The following is a 19,307-nucleotide window of genomic DNA, read 5'->3' as shown; positions in this document are numbered from 1 at the left end:
CCAGCAAGACCAGTGAGGCTGCGCTCTTGAACCTGCGCGCGATCTCTCCTCTTTCTTCGTCAGGGCTGGTATGGCGGCATGTTGCGGTGATCGCGGCGCTTCGGTCCGCAAGCGCCAGGCCAGGAGATCACCCGATGATCACCGTGTCGCGGCTTCGCTCCTCGAATTCGCTCAGCTCCTGGCCGCGGACCCGCGGGAGGGCGAACACCAGCAGGAAGCAGGCGACGAACAGGCCGACTTGCAGGAAGAGGGTTCGCTCTGCCGCCTCGGCAAAGTCGGTGCGCAGGTCGCGGGTCGCCTCGGCCTGGAGGACGTCTGCCACCTTCGCGGCGAGCTGGATCTGACTGCTTCCGCCCGGCGGATTGCTCTCGGCCTGGCAGCTGGCCGGGACGGCGGCGGGGTCCTTCTCGTTGGCCCGGTCGTGGAAGCAGGCGCGGTATTGCTGGATCATCCGGTCAGCCACCGACTCGTCCAGCTTAAGTACGACCAGCTCCCGTTTGAGTTTCGGGACTTGAGCTTCGGTGACGGAGTCCGCATGGCTGCCGAGCAATCCGAAGAAGAATGTGCCCAGGACCGCGATGCCGACAGCACTGCCGATCTGCTGCGCGGTGGTAAGTACGCCGGCGGCTGCGCCGGCCTGATCAAGTGGCACCTTGGCCAGGACGAGGGTGACCAGCGGGGTGACGGTCAGCCCGAAGCCGATACCCGAGAGGACGAGCGAGGGCAGCAGTTGGAGAGTGTGGAGGTCGGTGCCCCAGCGGTGCACGACCCAGATGGTCGCGCCGGTGCCGAGGATGAGGAGAGCCAACCCCAGGTGCAGGATCGGACGACCGAGCCGAGGGGCCAGCGCGATCGAGGTCCCGGATCCGACCGCCGAGCCCAGCGCGTAGGGGACCAGAGCCACGCCCGCCTGAAGAGCCGTGTAGCCGAGACCCGCCTGGACGTAGAGGCTGAACACCAGGAAGAAGGGCAGGAAGGCGCCGTAGAAGAGGATGACCACGACCAGTCCGCCGGTGAAGCTGCGGTTGCGGAACAGGCTCATCCGGACGAGCGGACTGCTGCCTGACCGTGCGCGATACTGCTCGTAGACCGCGAAGAGTAGTAACAGAGCGACACCGGCGCCCATCAGGGCGAACAGCCATTTCGGCCAGTCGAGTTCACGCCCCTGAACGAGCGGATAGACGATCAGCGCGAGGCTTGCGGTGACCAGGAGGACTCCCGGCAGATCGACGGCACCAGGGTTCTCCACACGGGACTCCGGAAGGTAGCGGAGAGCGAGCAGCACTGCCAGGATGCCAACCGGTACGTTGACCAGGAAGATGGGCCGCCAGCCCCAGCCGAACAAGTCGGCCTGGATGAGCAGGCCGCCGACCAGCGGGCCAGTGATCGCAGCGAGGCCGATGATGCCCCCGAGGATGCCGAGCACGACGCCTCGTCGCTCCGGCGGGACGGTCGCCTGGATGACGGAATAGACCTGTGGGTACATCAATGCGGCGGCGAGCCCTTGAAGGAGCCTGGCGACCACCAGCAGTTCCGCGCTGCCGGCGGCTCCGCACAACAACGAGGCGGCGGTGAAGGCGATCATTCCGACCAGGAAGATCCGCTTTCGCCCGGCACGGTCTCCCAGTCGCCCTCCGGCCATCAGCAGGACCGCGAACGCCAGTGTGTACCCAGCCAGCACCCACTGGATCTGGGAGTAGCTCGCCCCCAGCCCGTTCTGGATCGCGGCAACGGCAACGTTCACGATGCTGACATCGATCAGCTGCATGAACGCGGCCGTCAGCACGACGGCGAGCGCGATCCAGCTGCGCGATCCGGCAGGTTTAGTGTGCACGGCTCGTGCCGGCACTTCCCCCTTGCCAAGCTCAACCATGGCCTCTCCCAAGGGTTGTGGCGACTTCGACACCTCACACCCTAACGCCGTTAGGGTTATCTATCAACGTTAGGTAGGGTGTTCACGGCTCGATGCTCACGCATGGCTCCGCCCGCCGCTCCTCACCGCCCCCCGACATACGTGTGCGCCCGGGTCAGTCAGCAGAACTCGCTGACTGACCCGGGCGCACGTGGATCCCGGTCAGGCCGTCACATGAGGATCAGAGCCGACGCGATCACCAACTCTCACCTTTGCCGTTGCCGCATGGGCGCCCTCCTGCCAGCACGAGGCGGATGGCACGCAGGGCGTTCAGGTCTCGGAGCGGGTCGCCGTCGACGACGAGCAGGTCGGCACGGTAGCCGGCGGCAAGCTGTCCAGTTTCGGTGTCGATACCGAGGGCGCGGGCAGCGTCGATGGTGGCCATATCGATGACGCGGTCCCGGGGGAAGCCCAGATACTCGTAGAACTCGAGGCTGCTCACGAACCCGTCGAAGACCGCGTTCGGCACGCCGGCATCTGTTCCCGCCACCAGGCGGACTCCCCGCTCGGCCATCCAGCGCACCCGCGCGAAGACCTCCTCGGCCCGTTCCCTCCCGAACCGCTCGGCGAAACCCCGCCAGTTCGGGCTGGCTGCCGGGCAAACGTGGATCTCCTTGGCGGCGAGGTCGGTGACTACCTCGTCCCGCATCTCGAAGCCCCCCTCGACCATCCAGGTACAGTGCTCGATCGTGTTCACTCCAGCGGCCACGGCGCTGGCGATGCCATCCGCGCCGTGGGCGTGGGCCGCTACAGGCAGGCCCGCCCGCCCGGCTTCGGTCACGACCAGCTGCAGCTCCTCGGTCGTGAACTGGGATTGCCAAGTCGCAGGTCCGCCCGGGGTGATTCCACCGCCTGTGGCCATGACCTTGATCACGTCGGCGCCGCTCTCCACGTTGCGCCGCACCTGCTCCCGGATGGCTTCCTCACCGGATACCTCGCCGCCCAGGAACCAGCAATGCCCTCCGGGTGAGGTGAGCGGCGCCGTCGCGGCCATGATCCGCGGACCGCGCAGTACGCCCGCAGCGATCGCGTCGCGTAGCCGCACGGAAAGCGCGCCCCGGTCTCCCAGATCCCGCACCGTGGTCACCCCAGTGGCCAGGAGTTGCTGTGCCCGGCCAGCCATACCGAGAAGGAGGCTCGCGTCATCCGCGTCGCGCACGGCAGTTACCGGATCCGGCGAGGCGTCGAAGGCGAGATGCACGTGGCAGTCAATCAATCCGGGGAGCACAGTGCCCTCGGGGAAGGAAACCCTCCGCACGCCGTCCGGAGCAAGCCTCTCCACCTCGTCTCGGGTCCCGACCGCGACGATTGCACCATTGCCGACCAGTACCGCCCCGTCGTCCACGAGTTCGCCACCGGGACCCGTGAGGACCCGTCCCGCTGAGATCAGCAGCTCCATCGTTCGTTTTCCTTGATCCAATAGGTATGGGGAGTCGCCCGCGCCGTCGACGCAGGATTGAGGCTCACACGGCCTCAGGAATGACGCGCTATTCCTGCCTTAACGCGTCTGCGAGTACTACGAGTTGTTGCACGTCAGCATCCAGGTCATCGGTGTGCGGCATCGCCATGGGAACCGCAGTCGAAGGCGTCGGGCGGCCAGCCGCGTAGGTCCGGAGCGCGGTCCGCAGATGCTCAGCCAGTAGCGCCGGCGAAGACGTCCCGGTCCTGTCGTCGTGGACGCCGAGCTGTGCGACGTACGGGCTGATTCGGACGAGCCCGTCACGACATTCGATGACGCGTCGGTAGTAGCGGCGGTGGACGCCTCGAAGCGAGAGTCTGTCGCTCCAGAGGCCGACGGGTACGCGGTGCAGGGCGTCTTCGGGGTACACCTCGTGCAGTGCTGTCCAGAGCGGATGAAGCCGCCAGTACACGCGACGGTGATTCCGCCAGATGCGCAGTGCAGCGATCCGGGTGACGAGACCGGGGTAGGTGATGCCGATCACGAACAGTGGAATGGCGATCGCGAGGAGCAGGCCCGCGCTGAAGGTAAGCACCGGTGGGACCGGGTTGCCTCGCCATCGGAAGACGACGAGCACCAGGCGGATCACGTCGGCGGCTACCATGCCCGCCATACCCGCTGCTGCCAGCCATAGCCCGGTGGCCAGTTGCCGGGTGGACATCCGGGCATAGCGCCAGGTCCAGGGCAGTGCCGAGGCGAGTGCGTAGGCCAGGTACAGCCCGGCGACCACGTAGAAGACCGCCACGGGCGTCACCCGCATGTCTGCGGTCTCATACATACGGTCTTCGACGCTTCGCGGAGTGGCAACCGCCGCGATCGAGATGACGGCGACGGCGACGACCAGTGGGACAGCTTCCCATCTGGCGCGCACTCGCCCCTGGTGCTGATCCGAGGCCGAGTGGAGGTAGAAGCACATCAGCCAGTAGACGGCCCCGAGCAGCAGCACATTCTGCAGAAGTAGGGCCGTGCCGGGACCTGCGGCGCTGTCGACTACCCGCCTGCCGGCTGCTTGGCCGAACGGGAAGGCCATGCCCGCACATACGAGACACAGGGTGACTGCCCGAAGCGGGCGATCGTGAGGAGCTTTGATGAGCTGGTACAGCTTCCAGGCCACGGCGATCACGAGAACCACGCCGAGAGGGACCGTCACAGCCATCCCTGCCGATCACCCAGGGCGGTCTGCACCAGCTGGACCGAGGGGTTGTTCGACCTGCGCGGCGTCACGCGATCGAGCACGGAGGCCCATTCCAGGATGATCGTGGCGACCAGTTCGGCCTCACGTTCGTGATCCTGGTCGTAGGAGGTTCGCCGAAGTGCCCGTTTGACGGCTTCGAGCGAGAGATCCGGCGTCATCTGCCGCCAGAACTCGTCATCTGCTTCATCGCTCTGATGATCCGCCAGAATGTGTCCGACCTCGTGCAGGATGATGTGGTCCTGGTGGATCTTGCTGGTCTCCTGCTGATACAGGATGTAGTCGGCCGAGGTGGTAGCCAGCCAAACACCGAAGGGCCCGGGCACTGGCAGCGAGTAGGGCACGAGCCGGATGGGACGCCCGCGGCGTTCCCCGAGGAGCTGGCACAGGACGTCCACCTGTAACGGTGGCTGGATACCCAGTGCCCGCAGCTCGCGCCTACAGCGACGCCGCAGCTCCCGTTCCTTCAATCTGCCCACCCCGATCAGATTCGATATCAGTTTGTCCCGCGGCAGCCGGTTCCCCTCCGGACGTCAGCGGCGTCGACGATGTCGACCAGTCACAAGCCCCGTCGTTCCGCCTGCTCCAACTGGTAGACCACGTCGAGGAGATCCATCACCTGCTTGCGTCGCTCCGGCGACAGCTCGCCCGCGCGCATAGCCATGACCTTCACGTCGCCGCTGCCGACCGCCTTGTCGAGGCGCTCCTGCTCCGCTCGCAGGAGGCTCAGCTGGCCCTCGACCCGGTCTGTCACCTCGTCGTCGAAGAAGTACGCCGCGGGCACCCCGAAGAAGTCTGCTAGTGCCTGAAGGTGCCGGAGGGTCGGATTCGTCTTCTTGTTCTTGCGCAGCTGCCAGATGTAGCTCTGCGAGATCGCGACGCCGGCCTTGCCGATGGCGCCGGCGACGTACTCGTTGCTGTACTCCTGGCCCCCACGGGGCTTGACGGTCGCGAACAAGTGGTTCAGCTTGTCCGCCAGGCTACGGCCCACCGGCTCGGTCACAGCGGCCCCCTCGCGGCAACGGCCTGGTCTCGACTGCCGTCAATCTACCTCAAGCCCCAGCCCTGCACGACAGTTGAATCATGTCCACTCCAAGAATAGACTCCCCGCAAGCAACTCCACTGTGGTTGAGATAAGCCAGAAATGATCTTCGACAAGGGTGGAGATACCGGCCGTCGAAGCTAGAGGCCGGGAAGCGTTCGGCATGCGCCCGGGGGCGGCGAGCAAGCTGACGCAGGCCGGAACAGGCAAGGCCCCAGATCCCGCAACACCCTGGCACCCGCCCATCAGGAGCGCTCCCACCGGCGAGCCCAACCCAGCCTCGCCCGGTCCTGGCGCAACCGTGCCTGGCCATAAGCAACTTACCCAGCTCTTCGACTTCCCCGGTCGAATCCACTCACCGAGCAGAGAGGGTAACGATCATGGCGGTGCAGTCGGCGATCAAGACGCGCGGCGAGCTGCAAGTTTTTCTCCACCGATGTCGCGAGCGCGCCGGCGTCTCCCAGGAGGACGTCGCCAAGCAACTGCATCTGTCCCCGCGTGGCTACTGGAACCTTGAGCAAGGCCGTATCCGCAACCCGAGCGCCGCGGTGCTCGACGAGCTCGCACGTCTGCTGGAGCTGAGCCCTGACGAGCGTTGGCGGCTGTACATGCTCACCGTCCGCCACGATCCGCCGCCGCTGGACGGCGCGACCCTCGACGAGCAGTCCACCTGGGCGGACCTGCTGTCGATGCAAGCCTGCCCTGCGGTGATCATCGACCAGGCCTGGCAGGTCGTGTCCGCCAACGGCGCCTACCAGAGCATCTTTCACGCGGTCGCTCCGGACCGACACGGCCGGGCGAATCTCCTGCGGCAGGTGCTCCTGGCGCCCCGGCTTCGTGACACCCTGCTCGGCGACTGGGACGAGGCGTGGGCCACTCCGCTGTTGAACGATCTGAGGACGGCCTGCGAGGTGTACCCAGACGCTGAGTGGCCGAAGGCGTTGGTGCGGAACGTCGCCCTCGACCCGCGCGTGCACAGGCTGTGGACGCAACTGTCGACTCGTCCTCTGATTCGCCCGGTGCCCGCTCGCCCGTTCCGGCATCGGGTGTGGGGTCCGCGCGTCACGGTGGTCGAGACCGTCCCCCGGTACCTGGCCGGCTACAAGATCCTGTCCTTCGTGCCGACTGATCGCCATCGTTGAGCCCGGCGGGGTCGGCGCATGAGGACTCAGCTGGTCCTCATGCGCCGGCCCCGCCTGCCGCCTGCGCAGCGAGACCGTCCAGCAGGCACGACAGGCCGAACTCGAAGCGGGCGTCGTTGCTCGGCCCGGTGAGCTGTTCCGCGAGCGCGACGGTGTGGGGGAACTCCTCCGGCGACAACTCCTCCAGTTCCTCCCGCACTTCGTCGAGATACTCCCTAGGGGCCTCACCGCGGGCGACCGCGCCGGACATGGGCGTGGTCTCCCACAGCACGAAGCCGTGGATGTAGACCAGGCACGTGATCAGCGCGTACGAGCTTTCCCGGTCGCCGAGGTCGGAGCCTCGCAGCCAGCCGAGCAGCCGCTCCAGGTTACTGAGCATGTGAGGCCCGAGCACGAAGCGGTTGACGAGGATCTGCGCGGCATCCCGTCTGCTCAGCAGGTATCGGCGGAACGCGTGGCCGAACTCTGTCAGGTTGGCCTTCCAGTCGCCGGACTCCGCGTCTGGCAGTGCCTCCAGGTCGAAGTCTGCGAAGAGGGCGTCGGCGAGCAGGTCGACGAGGTCGTGCTTGTCCTGGACGTGCCAGTAGAGGGAGGCGGCCTGGATGCCGAGCTCGTCGGCAACCTTCCGCATGGTGAGGGCTTCCAGCCCGTCCCGTTCGATGAGCCGGAAGGCTGCCTCGGCGACCCGGTCCAGGGTCACCGGAGCCCGATCGGCGCGCGGCGATTCCTTCCGCCGTCGCGGCGATTCCCGCTTCCGGGCCTCTGACCCTGTCGCCACCCCGTCCTCCATTCGCGCCCTCGGAGCCTATCATCAGGCCACCTAACTAACCTTGTTAGCCAGCCAATGGGCAGGGACACAACGGAGCTGCAGCCGGGAGGCTGTTGGGCTCACTCCCGACCGCAGCGGTCGTCATCGCAGGTTGCCGTGGGTCAGCGGACCTTGGGCCAGACCTCCTGCGCGAAGAGCCGAAGGTTGCGCTCCATGGACTCCGCGTTCTGCCCGCCGAAGTCGATCTGCCAGAGCATCGTGTCCAGCGACAGGGCATCGCGCAGTGCATGGATCTTCTCGACGACGGTGCCCGGGGATCCGAGCACGCCGGTCGCCGTGGAGCGCAGGTCGGCCTCCGACGTGTTCAGAAAGGTCTTCCCGGCCGCGGAGTAGCCCGGGTAGGCGGAGGAGGTGACGCCGGCCCAGGAGTCGGCCGCCTCTCCCCAGACCTGCAGGTACTCCCGCAGGAACGGCGCCCCGGCCGTGTACGCCTCGTCGTCCGTCTCCGCCACGTGGAGCGGGACGCTGAGGGCGACCCGCGGTTTGCGCCCCGATGCGCCGTGCTCCTCCTCGAAGGTCTCGCGGTAGACCTCCACCATCTCCCGCATGCGCGGGAGTTCCTCCTCTCGGGGCGGGGAGGCGATCAGCAGTGAGAAGCCCTTCTCGCCGATCCAGGCGAAGCTCTCCCTGGACCGGACAGCCGCCACCCACACGGGCGGGTGCGGTGTCTGGGTCACCGGCGGCAGGGAGGTGGCATCCGTGTAGCGGAAGAACGGCGTGTCCTCGGAGGTCTTGTCCTCGGTCCACAGCCGCACCACGGCCTCGATCGTCTCGGTGAACCTCGCGCGGCTTTCGTCCAGGTCGATGCCGAATGCTTCGAACTCGTACGGCAGCCAGGCCCTCGCGAAGCCCACGTCCAAACGGCCGCCGCTGACCGCATCCAGCTGGGAGGTGTCCGCCGCGAGCTGGATGGGGTGGTGGAACGAGGCCTGGATGCCGCCGGTCATCAGCCTGATCCTGCTGGTCTGGGCCGCGACCGCAGTCAGGAACGCGAGCGGGCTCGGACAGTAGCCGCCGTAGTCCTTGAGGTAGTGCTCGGTCATCTTCACGTACTCGAAGCCGAGCTGGTCAGCCAGCCGAGACGCTCGCAGCACGTCGGCGTAGTACTGGGCCGCGGAGCGAAGATGCGGCCGGCAGTCGGGCAGGAGAGATATCCCGTACTTCACGATGTTCCTCCTCAACAGGTGTACGAGGTTGGGTAGTTACAGGACAGCCAGGGCGAGGAAAGTGCCCTGTGCCACGGCGAGGGGGATCAGACTGTGCGTGTGTGCATAGAGGAGGCCATGGACCACGCCGGTTACCACGCCCACGACGCCGGCGAGGTACCGTCCGTCCCTGTCGCGCACGGGCAGTACAGCGGCAAGCAGCGAGCAGCACGCCGACAGCGCGACCGCCAGACCGGCGCCGCCGCCCCTGGCCAAACCGAAGACGGCTCCCCGCAGGAGTAGTTCCTGGGCGAGCCCGACCAGCAGAAACACTCCGGCCGCTGCCGGCCAGGGCAGTCTCTGTGCCAGTCGGCGGTAGGGCCGGACAGCTGTGCTGTGCAGCACCGCCATCCAGTTGTGGCTTCCCACCGATTCGCGGCGCACGGCGCTCGCCACCATGGTCGACAGCAGCCCCGCGACTGCCAGCTCCCCTGCGCCGACGGCCGCGCCCAAGGGCACGAGCACGATGGTGCTCGCGCCGGAGCCGATCCCTGTCCCGGCCGGCCACCACAGCGGCAGAAGGAGCCCAAGGACCACGCACCAGGTCGCCACCTGCGAAATGACCTCACCGCCGACCACCGCAACCAGCCGTACGTTCAGCGCCCGGACGCCGTAGCGACCTCCCACGCCGAGGACGGCGAGTGCGACGGCACCGCGCAGCAGCGGTTCCAGCAGCGTGCTCATCCGGTGGCCGCCTTCGCGCGGGCGGCCGTGGTGCGCTGGTACAGGCGCCAGACGCGGATGTTGAACAGCGTGTGGCCGATGACGGCGGTGAGCACGGTTCCGGTGGTCAGCGTTGCCGCGAGGGCGAGTACAGACAGAGGAAGCTTGGCTGCGGCCTGCCGCCAGCCGAACGGCAGGTGCGAGAGAGCGAACGCGGCCGTCGCGCCGACGAACAGCAGCACCCCGACCGGGAGCGGGATCCCGGACAGTGCGAGGTGCCCGAGCGCCCCGCGGTACCAGGCCTCTTCCAGCACAGCACCGGCCACGAGCCAAGGCAGGCCGACGTGGATCTCACGCTGCCGTTCCGTCGTGCCCCACCGGTTCGCGGGCATTGACCGCTGCGCAGCCGTCGCCGGGCGCGCCCCTCGGGCCGCGATCCCCACCGGGCGCGTGTGCCGCACGACCCGGGCGGTGTTCGGCGCCGGCCGTCCCGGCCGCCTGCCGAGCTTCCTGACCAGGTACCGGTCGGCTCGCCAGGTGATCTCGGCGAGCACGATTCCGCCCGGCGCGGCAGCGGCCAGGCAGGGCCATCGGCCTTCCCAGAGCATGCCCGGCCCGAGCACCGCGAGGGCAAGCCCGGTAAGCCCGGTCATCAGGACGAAGTAGACGGGGAGCGTCGGCAGGTTGCGGGACCTGGTCTCGATCCACCGGCCGTGGACGTGGGAAGCCAGGACCATCGGCGCGAGTCCCCACAGCACCAGGACGGCGAGGAGGTAGGCGCGCATGTCACGGGTACGGGTGCGGAAGCGGATTGACGAAGCCGCCATAGTCCGCGAACCGGCGATGCGCGGCGGGAGGCGCGCTGGGCAGCGGCAGGCTCAAGGTGTCCGGGGACCATACCCGCATCACGGTGAAGCCCAGGTCGCGGATGTCCGGTGAGGTCAGGTCGTTCCAGTACAGCCGCTTGCCGGTGCGGCGGAAGGCGTCCACGACCTCCCGCACGATCTCGCGAGAGGACCGTGCGTCGTCCGCCGGAAGGTCGTTCGCGGGCAGGCGAACACTGCGGGCGAACCGCTCCTCCACCTTCTGTGCCCCTTCGGGGCTCGCGTAGTAGCCGACGTTGGACTCCAGGTCGAACATGGTGTCCAGTCGCTCTTCACCGGCCGCCAGCTTGCCGTCGGCAGCATCCAACTGCGCTTGGAAGAAGGACCAGTTCGCCAGCGCCTGGACGCCCACGGTCTCCAGGAGCGAGCGGTAAACGGCCCTCTGGAGGCTGCTGCCGCTGCCCAGGCCGACGCTCACCGCCGGGACCACACCTGCCCGCGAGCGCAGCAGGCAGGCCACCGTGAAACCGGGAAGATCAGGGTTCGGCAGGTAGTGGAACTCGGGGGCGACCGTGCCTTGGTAGTGCCGGTTGATGAAGGCCTGAAGAGCTCCGAGCCGGTGGTCCGGTTCGATAAGCACGCTCGTCATCGTCCCGTGCCAGTGCCCGACGGCCGTGTCGATCTGGACGAGTTCGTGCAGCGCCCCGCTGAGCGCGGCTGTGGGAGAGGTGTGCGCGGCCGTGCCGGTGGTGACCGCGGACACCAGCCAGGGCTCCTCGGCGGCGGGGAGGTAGCCGAGCAGGAACTGCTGGGCCGGTACCATGGCCTCGGTGTCGTCGGTCAGCGACGGTACGCGGATCCAGCCCATCGGGGCCGCCGGGTCGAAGGCCTGGTAGAGGAAGTCCTTCCTGGACAGCTGCGTGCGCTCGAAGAACGCGAACGCCTCGGCCTCCAGCACCGGCTCGCCTCGCCGGACCATCTCGGTGTGGCTGGCGATGGTGACGGGCAGGCGGCCCTCGGCGACCACCGCATGGCCGGCGTAGCGTTCGAGGGTCTCGCCGAGCACCCGGATGCGGCTTTCGAAGGGGACGAATCCGTACCCGCCGATGTGGTACGAGCCGGGCTTGGGGGCGGACCGGTCCTGCCACAGGTGTACACCGGTCAACTCGGCGCCCTCCACGAACAGTCGTGGGGCGCGCAGGTGACGGTTGAAGCCGCCCATGGAGGTGATCAGGCCACACAGCCGGTTGTGCATCCGGGCCTGTAGGGACCACGCCCGCTCGTCCTCGTCGCGGAAGACACGCGGTGCCAGGGTGGTTGCCTCACTCATTGATCCACGCCCTGGCGTCGAAGTACAGACTGGAGTCGTCGCGCCCGCGCAGGGAGCCGCACGCCCGGCAGCCTGGCAGCCGGAGGAACTCGTGGTGGGCGATCTCCATGGTGGGCAGGTAGATCCCCAGGGTCTTGCCGATCGTGAAGGTGCTGCCGGTCTTGAGGAAGTTGACCGCCTCCAGCGCGGTGTGCCCGGCGAGCGTCGTCCGCAAAGCGGCGAGCATCGGCGGCGTGCCCGGGACCACCTGTCCCTCGGCCAGCGCGGTCTTGTACTTCAGGTAGCTCGCGCTCTCCCGCAGGTTCATGGTGACCCGGGTCTCGAAGCACTCGTAGCAGGGGGAGCTCTCCGGCACGATCGTCGGGCCGACGAAGAGGAACGGGCCGTCGATGGCCGCGTGCGTCCACGGCACGCCGAGTTCCAGAGCGATCCGGTTGAACACCTGGGACTGGACGGGGTTGACCGTCTGCTGCGCCCATACAACGTAGGCGCCACGCAACTGCGCGAACCGCTCGGCCAGTTCGGCCAGGCGCAGGCCGTCGTGCAGCATCGCCGGGTCCGTGGCGGCGAGGTCGCGGGCCAGGGCGTCCTCGGGTCCGATCCGTTCGATCTTGGCGACCTGGGCGTCCCCGAGCAGCCCGGCGATCCCGTCGGTGAGCACGGGGTCGCCGATCAGCACGGCGCGGTCGGTCTGCTGGCGGGCCCCGTCGTCGACCCGGAGGGCGTTGACGTGATCGAGGTAGGCGTCGAGCGCGTTCGTGGAGCCCCACTCGATGGCGTCGAGCGTGCGCAGGTGATCGACGACGGCCTCGACGGTGGACCGTGAGACCCCGTGGGCGCGGGCGAGATCGCGGTGGCTGGTGGTGCCGTCGAGGCCGGCGACGAGGCCGAACAGCTTTCCCTTGCCGGACTCGTCCGTGATCGTGAACGACTTCGGGTTCCATACTCCGACCCGCAGCTCCACGACATCGGGGCTGTGGCCGATCACTGTCATCGCGCGCTTGAGACGCGCCTCCGCTTCGGGCATCGGGACTCCATGGTGGGTGAACAGGTCTGCGGTCAGGGGCTACTGGGCGACGGCGCCGAGGAGCACGAGGTGGACGACGGCTCGGAACACGCCGTCGACGCCCAGTGCCCGGTGGGTCTCGTCGTCGAAGTAGCCGGAGTAGTCCAGGCTGCCGACTTCGAGCGCGGTGGCCGTGAGGTGGACGTTCTGGGAGATCGCCCCGGTCTCGTGCAGCAGGAAGCGCATGCCGCGCGGACCGTACTTCCGCATCGAGCGCCAGGGGCTCCCCACGAAGAGAAGAACCGCCGAGGCGGAGGCAGTCAGCCCGCCGGGGCCCAGGTCGACGCACGAGTCGAGCAGCGGCTGCAGGGTGTCCGCGCCGGCCCACAACTCCAGTGCGTCCTCGTGGGGAAGATAGCGGTAGACACCGCGCGCAAGACCGGTGACGTCCAGGGCCGCGACCCACAGTTCCACCGGATACAGGCCGCCGGCGCTCGGAGCGGTCCGTAGACGCAGCACTGCCTCGCCGCCGCCGTCGAGCGGTGCGAGGACCTCCGCTGTCTCGGAGTTGCCGTAGCGCAGCAGGGTCGCGACCTGTTCCAGTGAGAGCGGTCCCCTCGCGAACTGCCGGGCGCTGCGCCTGGTTGCGATCGCGTCCGCCAGGTCCGCCGCCGGTGGCTGTGCTTCGGGCAGGGCGATGCGTTCCGAGCCATCCCCAGGTTTCTTGGAGGCCTGGGCCAGTGCGATGGTGACGGGATCGGAGAAATAGTGGGCGACGGAGAGCTGCGTTTCCCGGTCGTGCCGAACATTCCTGCTGGCTATGAGGAATTCCTCGGCGGTACGCGGGAGCACATTCGCACTCGACAGGTTGTCGAAGCGAAGCGGGTGCGTTCGCAGTCCGACAGAACGGACGCTGGGGCTGACCTCGCGGGTTTCCGTCGTTATCAGGGAATCGCGCACCCCGGAGGCGGTGCCCGGAGAAGTATCAGACAATCGGGATCACCTTTTCAGTTACCCGGCCGGGTGCGGCTGACGTCAGGCCGGGCTGATTGGAGGATTCGGGCAAGGCCGAGCAGGCCGGGCCCTGGCCTGCTCGGCTTACCTCACCCGGCTGGGCCGGCTCAGCTCTCGCGGACGATCGCGGCCGAGCAGCAGCAGGTGCCCGGAATCACGATCTCCTCGTCACGCCCACCAGTGAGGGTGACCTGCGCCGTGGCGTTGCGGTGCTCGACCCTGGCCTGAGAACGAAGCTCCATTTGTTTCACCTCCTTGTGGCGGAAACATCGGCCTGACGGCCTGTCCTGAGGAAACGGCTACCACGGGATGCACCCGTAAACGGAATCCCTGATTCGGCGAGCCGTGTTCCTGGGCGATCAGTCCTTCGCGGACCGCCCGGAATGACTCTCTAACGAACGCAGGTTGTGGTCAACGGGCCCTGAACAACATATGCGAATCGAAGATCATTCGAATGCTTACGCCGACCTGCACTCGACTGGTCGTGATAGACGAATATCTGTGGCATCGCGCGGTCGGGCCTGCGTGCCGGCCCGGATCGCCCAGCTCGGGACTTCCGGCCCTTGATCGGCATGCGCCTGCAGCTCACCGCACTCGAACCGTCCGGTTCCCCCCGTGCTCCCAGACGAAGGAGACTCAGATGGCCTCGCCCGTCCCCGTGCTACCGCAACCGTTCCGGAGGGAGTTCGCCGCAGCGCCGTACGTCGCGTACCGCCGCCTGATCGAAGCCGGGCCGATCCACCAACTGGAGGTCGCTCCTGGCCTTTTGGCCTGGGTAGTCTGCGGCTACGAGGAGGCTCGCGCACTCCTGATCGACCGCAGGCTGAGCATCGAACCAGCCTCCACCACCTCGGAAGTCCGCGGGGTGCTGCTGTCCCTGGCCACGGAGGAGAAGCAGTCGCTGTACGGCCGCCATCTGCTGGCGACCGACCCGCCGGACCACACTCGCATGCGCAAGGTCATGTCGGCCGCTCTGACGGTTCGTCGGCTGCGATCGCTGGAGACCCGCGTCCAGGAGATCACCGACGCGCTACTCAACGATCTCGCCGACCGTGAGCGCGCCGACCTCCTCACCGACTTCGCTCTCCCGCTGACGATCCTGGTCCTGGTCGAGCTCATCGGCCTTCCCACCGACGGGGCCGTCCTGTTCCGCGATCTCGGGCTGCAGGTCCTGCGCGGCGACGCGGAGCACGACGACGTCTTCCTCCACGTCATCCAGTCGCTCGCGGCGTACCTCGGCGACCTCATGGCCGATCCGCAGGCTGTCTCCCCCGATGGGCTCATGGCGCTGCTGCTCGCCGCGGAGAGGCGCATGGAGATCTCGACCGACGAGCTCAACTCCCTGCTCTTCCAGCTCTTCTTCGCCGGCCACGAGAGCACCGGCTACTTCATCGCCAACGCGATCGCCACCCTCCTGCAGCACCCCACCGAGCTGGCCCGGCTGCGGCAGGACCCTGAGCTGATCGACGGCGCGCTCGAGGAACTACTGCGGTTCGAAGGCTCGGTCAAGTCCGCCACCTGGCGCTTCCCCACCGAACCGATCGAGGTTGCAGGCGTCCTCATCCCGGCCGGAGATCCCGTGCTCGTACTCTTCGGCGCGGCGAACCGCGACCCGCGACAGTTCGACCACCCGGACCGGCTTGACCTCGGCCGCACCTCCACCGGGCACCTGTCCTTCGGCCACGGCGCGCACCACTGCCTGGGTCACGCCCTCGGGCGGATGGAAGCGAAGATCGCCGTACTCTCACTCTTCTCCCGCTTCCCGGACGTGCAGTTGGACGGCCCGTACGAGGAACTCCCCTGGCGGCACAACATGGTGATGCGAGGCATGAGCCGGCTCCCGGTCGTGCTCTCCCGCTGACCGCGCCCCGAGGCCGCACTCGCCCGTACACCCCGCGCAGCCGAGCACCAAGCCGCCCGGGAACCAGCCATCGATGCAAGCCCACCATGCAACGCGTAACGACAGCCCGACGTACTCAGGGAGTCACTGTGCCCGCACACCAGGACACCAACCCGGCTACCCCGGCCGACCTGCTCTTCCCCGCCTGGATGCCCCCGCATCTACGCCTGATGCAACTCATCGCAGCCAAGTGGATCACCCAGCCACTGCTCGCCCTGGCCCATCTCGGAGTGGCAGACCTACTCCAGGCCGGCCCCCGCACGGTCGAGGACCTCGCGCAGGATTGCGGCGTCCTGACGGATCCGCTCCGGCGTTGCCTGCGCGCCGCAGCCGGCGTCGGCGTCTTCGCGGAAACGGAGGACGGCTGCTTCACCCTCACCCCCATGGCACACCACCTGAGCAGCGGCGTCGACCTCAGCCTGCGCGACCTCACCCTGCTGCTCGGATCGGAGCCCACCACCCGATCGTTCGCCGGCATCCTGGACGTGCTCAAGACGGGCCGGCCCAGCTTCCAGACCGCCAACGGTACGGCGTTCTTCGACTACCTCGACCGATCACCCGAGCTGGGCACCATCTACCAGGGGGCCTGGGCGCCGCTCACCGCGGGGGTGGGGCTAGCTCTGCTCAAGGCCGTCGACTTCGCCCAGTTCGACACCGTGGCAGACCTCGGCGGCGGCAACGGCACTCTCCTCCGAGCGATCCTCGACGCCCACCCGTCGCTGAAGGGCGTCCTCATGGACCGCCCGAAGGTGCTGGAAGAGGCCCATCCCGGCCTGACGCAGGGCCAGCTGTCCCAGCGGGTCGAGCTCTTCGCCGGAGCACTACCTCGGGACGTCCCGACCCAGGCGGACGCCTACCTGATCAAGAACACCCTGCACTGCTTCGACGAAACGGTGGCCGCCGAGACCCTGCTGAGCATCCGCGCAGCCATCGGCGACCGGAAGGACGCCCGGCTCTTCCTCATCGAGTCCGTGATCACCCCGGGCAACGAGTACGACTGGGGACGCTTCGTCGACATCGAGGTCATGGTGAACTGCGGAGGGCGCGTACACACGCTGCCCGAGTGGGAGAAGCTCCTCGACACTTACGGCTTCGTGCTCGACGACGCCAAGGACCTTCTACCGCCTCAGTGGCTACTCACCGCCCGTCCGAAGTGAGCCTCTGAAACCTGAGACGGATACGCAGATCGGCCCCTTCGGTCCGAGTGGCAACCGGGAGCACCGCTCTGTCGACAGTGACTTCGTCCTGCTTGCAAGACGAGGCCTGGTCGCTACGGGCGAGCTGAAGCAACCAGGCCGAGGTCCCGATGCGGGGCTGCCATTCGACCACGGGCGGTTGACGGCCCGCCGGAGCGGCGGAACAGCCCGGTGGATTTGCCGCCCGTGCCGACATTCCCGCCGGCACCGCCGAGGCCACCACCGACACCCTGTTCCGAAGCCCCAGCACCCCCGCGGGCCTGCACTAGCTGTATTGACCACGGAGGGTTGGTGACGGGGCTCACGGTCAGGTGATCTTGAAATGAGTGAGGGCCTTCTGGCCAGGTGTGGATTGCGACATCTACCCCAGCGCCAGAAAGGCCCTCATACCGCACTCTAATGCACCGTCGACCGAGACCGGACGCCTGCGCCTGGCCCGCTGCGTCGTCGAGGACGGCTGGCCACTGCGGCGGGCCGCCGAACGCTTCCAAGTCTCACCGACCACGGCCAAGCGCTGGGCCGACCGCTACCGCGCCCACGGCAAGGCGGGCATGAGCGACCGCTCCAGCCGCCCTCACCACAGCCCCCGCCGGACCCCGACCCACACCGAGCGGCGGATCGTCAAGGTCCGCGTCCTGCGCCGCTGGGGACCGGCCCGCATCGCCTACCTGCTGCGGCTCAACCCGGCCACCGTGCACCGGGTCCTGACTCGCTACCGGCTCGCCCGACTCGCGCACCTCGACCGCGCCACCGGCCGCGTCATCCGACGCTACGAGCACTCCGCGCCCGGCGAGCTGGTCCACGTCGACATCAAGAAGCTCGGCAACATCCCAGACGGCGGCGGCCACAGGGTGCTCAGCCGCCAGGCCGGCCGCAGGACCCGCTCCGGGACCGGATACAGCTACCTCCACAACGCCGTCGACGACCACTCCCGCCTGGCCTACAGCGAGATCCTGGCCGACGAGCGCAAGGACACCGCCGCCGCGTTCTGGACCCGCGCCCAGGACTTCTTCGCCCAGGCCGGGATCACCGTCCAGCGCGTGCTGACCGACAACGGCGCCTGCTACAAGTCCCACCCATGGCGCGACGTCCTGGCCCAGGCCGGGATCACCCACAAGCGAACCCGGCCCTACCGGCCGCAGACCAACGGCAAGGTCGAACGCTTCAACCGCACCCTGCTCGACGAATGGGCCTACGCCAGGCCCTACCAAACCGAGCAAGAACGCCGCGACGCCTACCCCGCCTGGCTCCACACCTACAATCACCACCGCGGACACACCGCACTCGCAGGCAAGCCACCCGCCAGCCGCATCCCCAACCTCACGGGACAGAACACCTAGCGCCGCAGAAGCCGCCGCCCACCGGGGAAGTCGTCGTGGGCGGCGACCAGCTATCGAGCCCGGTGCCAGGCGAGGTGGGCGGCTGGTTGCCTGACTTCAGAAGCGGGTCTGTCGGCGCGCACTTGATCGACGGAATGAAGTGTGTCAGGGCCCTTCACGTCCAACCTCCATGACGCCTGATGCCACCCCATGACACCCAATCCGTGAGAAGCGCGTGAGAGCCAGCACGCGAGCGGGAGATCGAAAGTGATCCGCTCACCCAGGACAATGAGACTTCCTCCGCTCCAGAGCCCCCGATGTCGCTCTTCGGAACAGCGCGGCCGCGACGGTCGGCTCCAGATCAGGGAATTCTGCATCGTCCACCGACAGACATAGTGACGGGAGCCACCGGCCTCCCACGCAGACCATTACACTCGACCGCCCCACAAAAAAGGCCGCCCCGCATTGCTGCGGAGGTGACCTTTCCGGCCTGCGCAAACGTAACACCGACCGGGACAACAGGATCTGAATCCACGCCCCCGCAACCCTACGATCTTCCCACCGAAAGGGCAGACACTCGCGAGATCACGAGTCGCGGATCCAGGAATCCTGCCTCATTGATCCACATATTCGCCTCCTCGCGATCGTCCCACCGGTTACTTCTCCCGGCACTTTCCAGAATACTCCGCACTGCTGGAATCCGAGCACCTCTTGCACATGAATTCTTTTTCAAAAATTACCGCACGCTCATGTTTGACCGTCATCCGATAAATATCTTGGGCCGCACCCGACAGCGGCAAGATCCTGCCTGGCTGAAGTGCCGCGGGCCAGGGCCGGCGCCATGCCGGGACAGGGGAAGTGCTGGTGAGACGTTCGCCGGTCCATCTTGAGGCAAGGCAGGGAGCCGACGGTGGAAGGACTGCCCAGCCACCGGGGCCGGAACCGCCGGTGCGCCTCGCACTGACACCGGAAGGAGCCACCCCGGGACGACTGGACGGCGCCCGGCGGCCCCGCTCGCACGACCTCCTGCACGAACTCCCCCCGCTGGCGGCAGCACTGGCCCCACACAGGGGAAGATCACACCTGTCACCGTGAATCCGACACATCGGCTGGTCATCCCCCGGCGGGTCCCGTCGAAGGTCACGTCATCCACGTCGGATGGTTCGAGCAGGAGCAGGACGCGGACGAGGTGATGGTGTGCTCCTTCGTCCCGCTCCGCCTGCAGCTCCTGGTAATTCCCCCGAGGCCGAGGCCTCGGCCGCCGCCGAGTGGCT

General features: G+C 67.7%; 18 protein-coding genes. 5 read left to right on the top strand and 13 right to left on the bottom strand.

Going from position 1 to position 19,307, the window contains the following annotated elements:
* Positions 1 to 127: 127 nt before the first annotated feature.
* The 5 genes from BX285_RS26320 to BX285_RS26300 all read right to left on the bottom strand — a co-directional run bounded on the left by BX285_RS26320 (position 128) and on the right by BX285_RS26300 (position 5,566).
* Entirely contained in the window at positions 128 to 1,873 is a 1,746-nt protein-coding gene (locus tag BX285_RS26320) for an MFS transporter (protein ID WP_121178403.1), read from the bottom strand.
* 235 nt (positions 1,874 to 2,108) lie between these two features.
* Positions 2,109 to 3,311, bottom strand: coding sequence for an amidohydrolase family protein (locus tag BX285_RS26315; protein ID WP_097235642.1), 1,203 nt, complete (start codon positions 3,309 to 3,311; stop codon positions 2,109 to 2,111).
* 88 nt (positions 3,312 to 3,399) lie between these two features.
* A complete protein-coding gene (locus BX285_RS26310; RefSeq protein WP_147465235.1) occupies positions 3,400 to 4,503 on the bottom strand; it encodes an MAB_1171c family putative transporter in 1,104 nt (367 codons plus the stop codon).
* A 14-nt stretch (positions 4,504 to 4,517) separates the two neighbouring features.
* The gene (locus BX285_RS26305) at positions 4,518 to 4,907 is read right to left on the bottom strand and encodes a hypothetical protein (protein ID WP_257032334.1); all 390 of its coding nucleotides are present in this window, start codon (positions 4,905 to 4,907) and stop codon (positions 4,518 to 4,520) included.
* 215 nt (positions 4,908 to 5,122) lie between these two features.
* Positions 5,123 to 5,566: a helix-turn-helix domain-containing protein gene (locus BX285_RS26300; RefSeq protein WP_097235644.1), complete on the bottom strand. Its 444-nt coding sequence runs from the start codon at positions 5,564 to 5,566 to the stop codon at positions 5,123 to 5,125.
* Positions 5,567 to 5,985: 419 nt separating this feature from the next.
* On the opposite strand from BX285_RS26300, the gene BX285_RS26295 reads away from it, so the two are divergent.
* Positions 5,986 to 6,747, top strand: a complete 762-nt coding sequence (locus tag BX285_RS26295; protein ID WP_121178401.1) for a helix-turn-helix domain-containing protein — start codon at positions 5,986 to 5,988, stop codon at positions 6,745 to 6,747.
* Positions 6,748 to 6,784: 37 nt separating this feature from the next.
* Here the strand turns inward: BX285_RS26295 and BX285_RS26290 are convergent, their stop codons facing one another.
* The 8 genes from BX285_RS26290 to BX285_RS38675 all read right to left on the bottom strand — a co-directional run bounded on the left by BX285_RS26290 (position 6,785) and on the right by BX285_RS38675 (position 13,860).
* Positions 6,785 to 7,447 (bottom strand): TetR/AcrR family transcriptional regulator, encoded by a 663-nt coding sequence (locus tag BX285_RS26290; RefSeq protein ID WP_179852706.1) that lies wholly within the window; start codon positions 7,445 to 7,447, stop codon positions 6,785 to 6,787.
* Between the two features lie 230 nt (positions 7,448 to 7,677).
* The gene (locus BX285_RS26285) at positions 7,678 to 8,742 is read right to left on the bottom strand and encodes an LLM class flavin-dependent oxidoreductase (RefSeq protein ID WP_121178400.1); all 1,065 of its coding nucleotides are present in this window, start codon (positions 8,740 to 8,742) and stop codon (positions 7,678 to 7,680) included.
* A gap of 36 nt (positions 8,743 to 8,778) precedes the next feature.
* The gene (locus BX285_RS26280) at positions 8,779 to 9,465 is read right to left on the bottom strand and encodes a type II CAAX prenyl endopeptidase Rce1 family protein (RefSeq protein ID WP_121178399.1); all 687 of its coding nucleotides are present in this window, start codon (positions 9,463 to 9,465) and stop codon (positions 8,779 to 8,781) included.
* Positions 9,462 to 10,229, bottom strand: coding sequence for a CPBP family intramembrane glutamic endopeptidase (locus BX285_RS26275; protein WP_179852707.1), 768 nt, complete (start codon positions 10,227 to 10,229; stop codon positions 9,462 to 9,464). The genes BX285_RS26280 and BX285_RS26275 overlap by 4 nt, the downstream gene beginning before the upstream one ends.
* 1 nt (position 10,230) lies before the next feature.
* Complete coding sequence (locus BX285_RS26270; protein ID WP_121178398.1) at positions 10,231 to 11,598, bottom strand: YcaO-like family protein; 1,368 nt, start codon at positions 11,596 to 11,598, stop codon at positions 10,231 to 10,233.
* Complete coding sequence (locus BX285_RS26265; RefSeq protein ID WP_097235651.1) at positions 11,591 to 12,625, bottom strand: TOMM precursor leader peptide-binding protein; 1,035 nt, start codon at positions 12,623 to 12,625, stop codon at positions 11,591 to 11,593. The genes BX285_RS26270 and BX285_RS26265 overlap by 8 nt, the downstream gene beginning before the upstream one ends.
* Before the next feature lie 39 nt (positions 12,626 to 12,664).
* Positions 12,665 to 13,564: a SagB/ThcOx family dehydrogenase gene (locus tag BX285_RS26260; RefSeq protein WP_183107232.1), complete on the bottom strand. Its 900-nt coding sequence runs from the start codon at positions 13,562 to 13,564 to the stop codon at positions 12,665 to 12,667.
* Positions 13,565 to 13,725: 161 nt separating this feature from the next.
* Positions 13,726 to 13,860: a hypothetical protein gene (locus BX285_RS38675; protein WP_257032335.1), complete on the bottom strand. Its 135-nt coding sequence runs from the start codon at positions 13,858 to 13,860 to the stop codon at positions 13,726 to 13,728.
* Positions 13,861 to 14,258: 398 nt separating this feature from the next.
* On the opposite strand from BX285_RS38675, the gene BX285_RS26255 reads away from it, so the two are divergent.
* From BX285_RS26255 to BX285_RS39550, 4 genes are all read left to right on the top strand, one after another.
* A complete protein-coding gene (locus BX285_RS26255) occupies positions 14,259 to 15,479 on the top strand; it encodes a cytochrome P450 (protein WP_183107231.1) in 1,221 nt (406 codons plus the stop codon).
* A gap of 128 nt (positions 15,480 to 15,607) precedes the next feature.
* Positions 15,608 to 16,675, top strand: coding sequence for a methyltransferase (locus BX285_RS26250; protein WP_183107230.1), 1,068 nt, complete (start codon positions 15,608 to 15,610; stop codon positions 16,673 to 16,675).
* Between the two features lie 425 nt (positions 16,676 to 17,100).
* Positions 17,101 to 18,054, top strand: a complete 954-nt coding sequence (locus BX285_RS26245) for an IS481 family transposase (protein ID WP_121179024.1) — start codon at positions 17,101 to 17,103, stop codon at positions 18,052 to 18,054.
* 837 nt (positions 18,055 to 18,891) lie between these two features.
* A complete protein-coding gene (locus BX285_RS39550) occupies positions 18,892 to 19,128 on the top strand; it encodes a DUF5994 family protein (RefSeq protein WP_398901186.1) in 237 nt (78 codons plus the stop codon).
* Positions 19,129 to 19,307: the final 179 nt, after the last annotated feature.

The sequence above is a fragment of the Streptomyces sp. 1114.5 genome (genome assembly GCF_003635085.1).
GTDB lineage: Bacteria > Actinomycetota > Actinomycetes > Streptomycetales > Streptomycetaceae > Kitasatospora.
This window is presented reverse-complemented; position numbering and strand designations above follow the sequence as displayed.

Excerpts from the sequence above, each read along its gene's own strand:
- BX285_RS26320 (WP_121178403.1), bottom strand. The coding sequence starts at position 1,873 with ATGGTTGAGCTTGGCAAGGGGGAAGTGCCGGCACGAGCCGTGCACACT.
- BX285_RS26315 (WP_097235642.1), bottom strand. The coding sequence starts at position 3,311 with ATGGAGCTGCTGATCTCAGCGGGACGGGTCCTCACGGGTCCCGGTGGC.
- BX285_RS26295 (WP_121178401.1), top strand. The coding sequence starts at position 5,986 with ATGGCGGTGCAGTCGGCGATCAAGACGCGCGGCGAGCTGCAAGTTTTT.
- BX285_RS26280 (WP_121178399.1), bottom strand. The coding sequence starts at position 9,465 with ATGAGCACGCTGCTGGAACCGCTGCTGCGCGGTGCCGTCGCACTCGCC.
- BX285_RS26275 (WP_179852707.1), bottom strand. The coding sequence starts at position 10,229 with ATGCGCGCCTACCTCCTCGCCGTCCTGGTGCTGTGGGGACTCGCGCCG.
- BX285_RS26270 (WP_121178398.1), bottom strand. The coding sequence starts at position 11,598 with ATGAGTGAGGCAACCACCCTGGCACCGCGTGTCTTCCGCGACGAGGAC.
- BX285_RS26265 (WP_097235651.1), bottom strand. The coding sequence starts at position 12,625 with ATGCCCGAAGCGGAGGCGCGTCTCAAGCGCGCGATGACAGTGATCGGC.
- BX285_RS38675 (WP_257032335.1), bottom strand. The coding sequence starts at position 13,860 with ATGGAGCTTCGTTCTCAGGCCAGGGTCGAGCACCGCAACGCCACGGCG.
- BX285_RS26255 (WP_183107231.1), top strand. The coding sequence starts at position 14,259 with ATGGCCTCGCCCGTCCCCGTGCTACCGCAACCGTTCCGGAGGGAGTTC.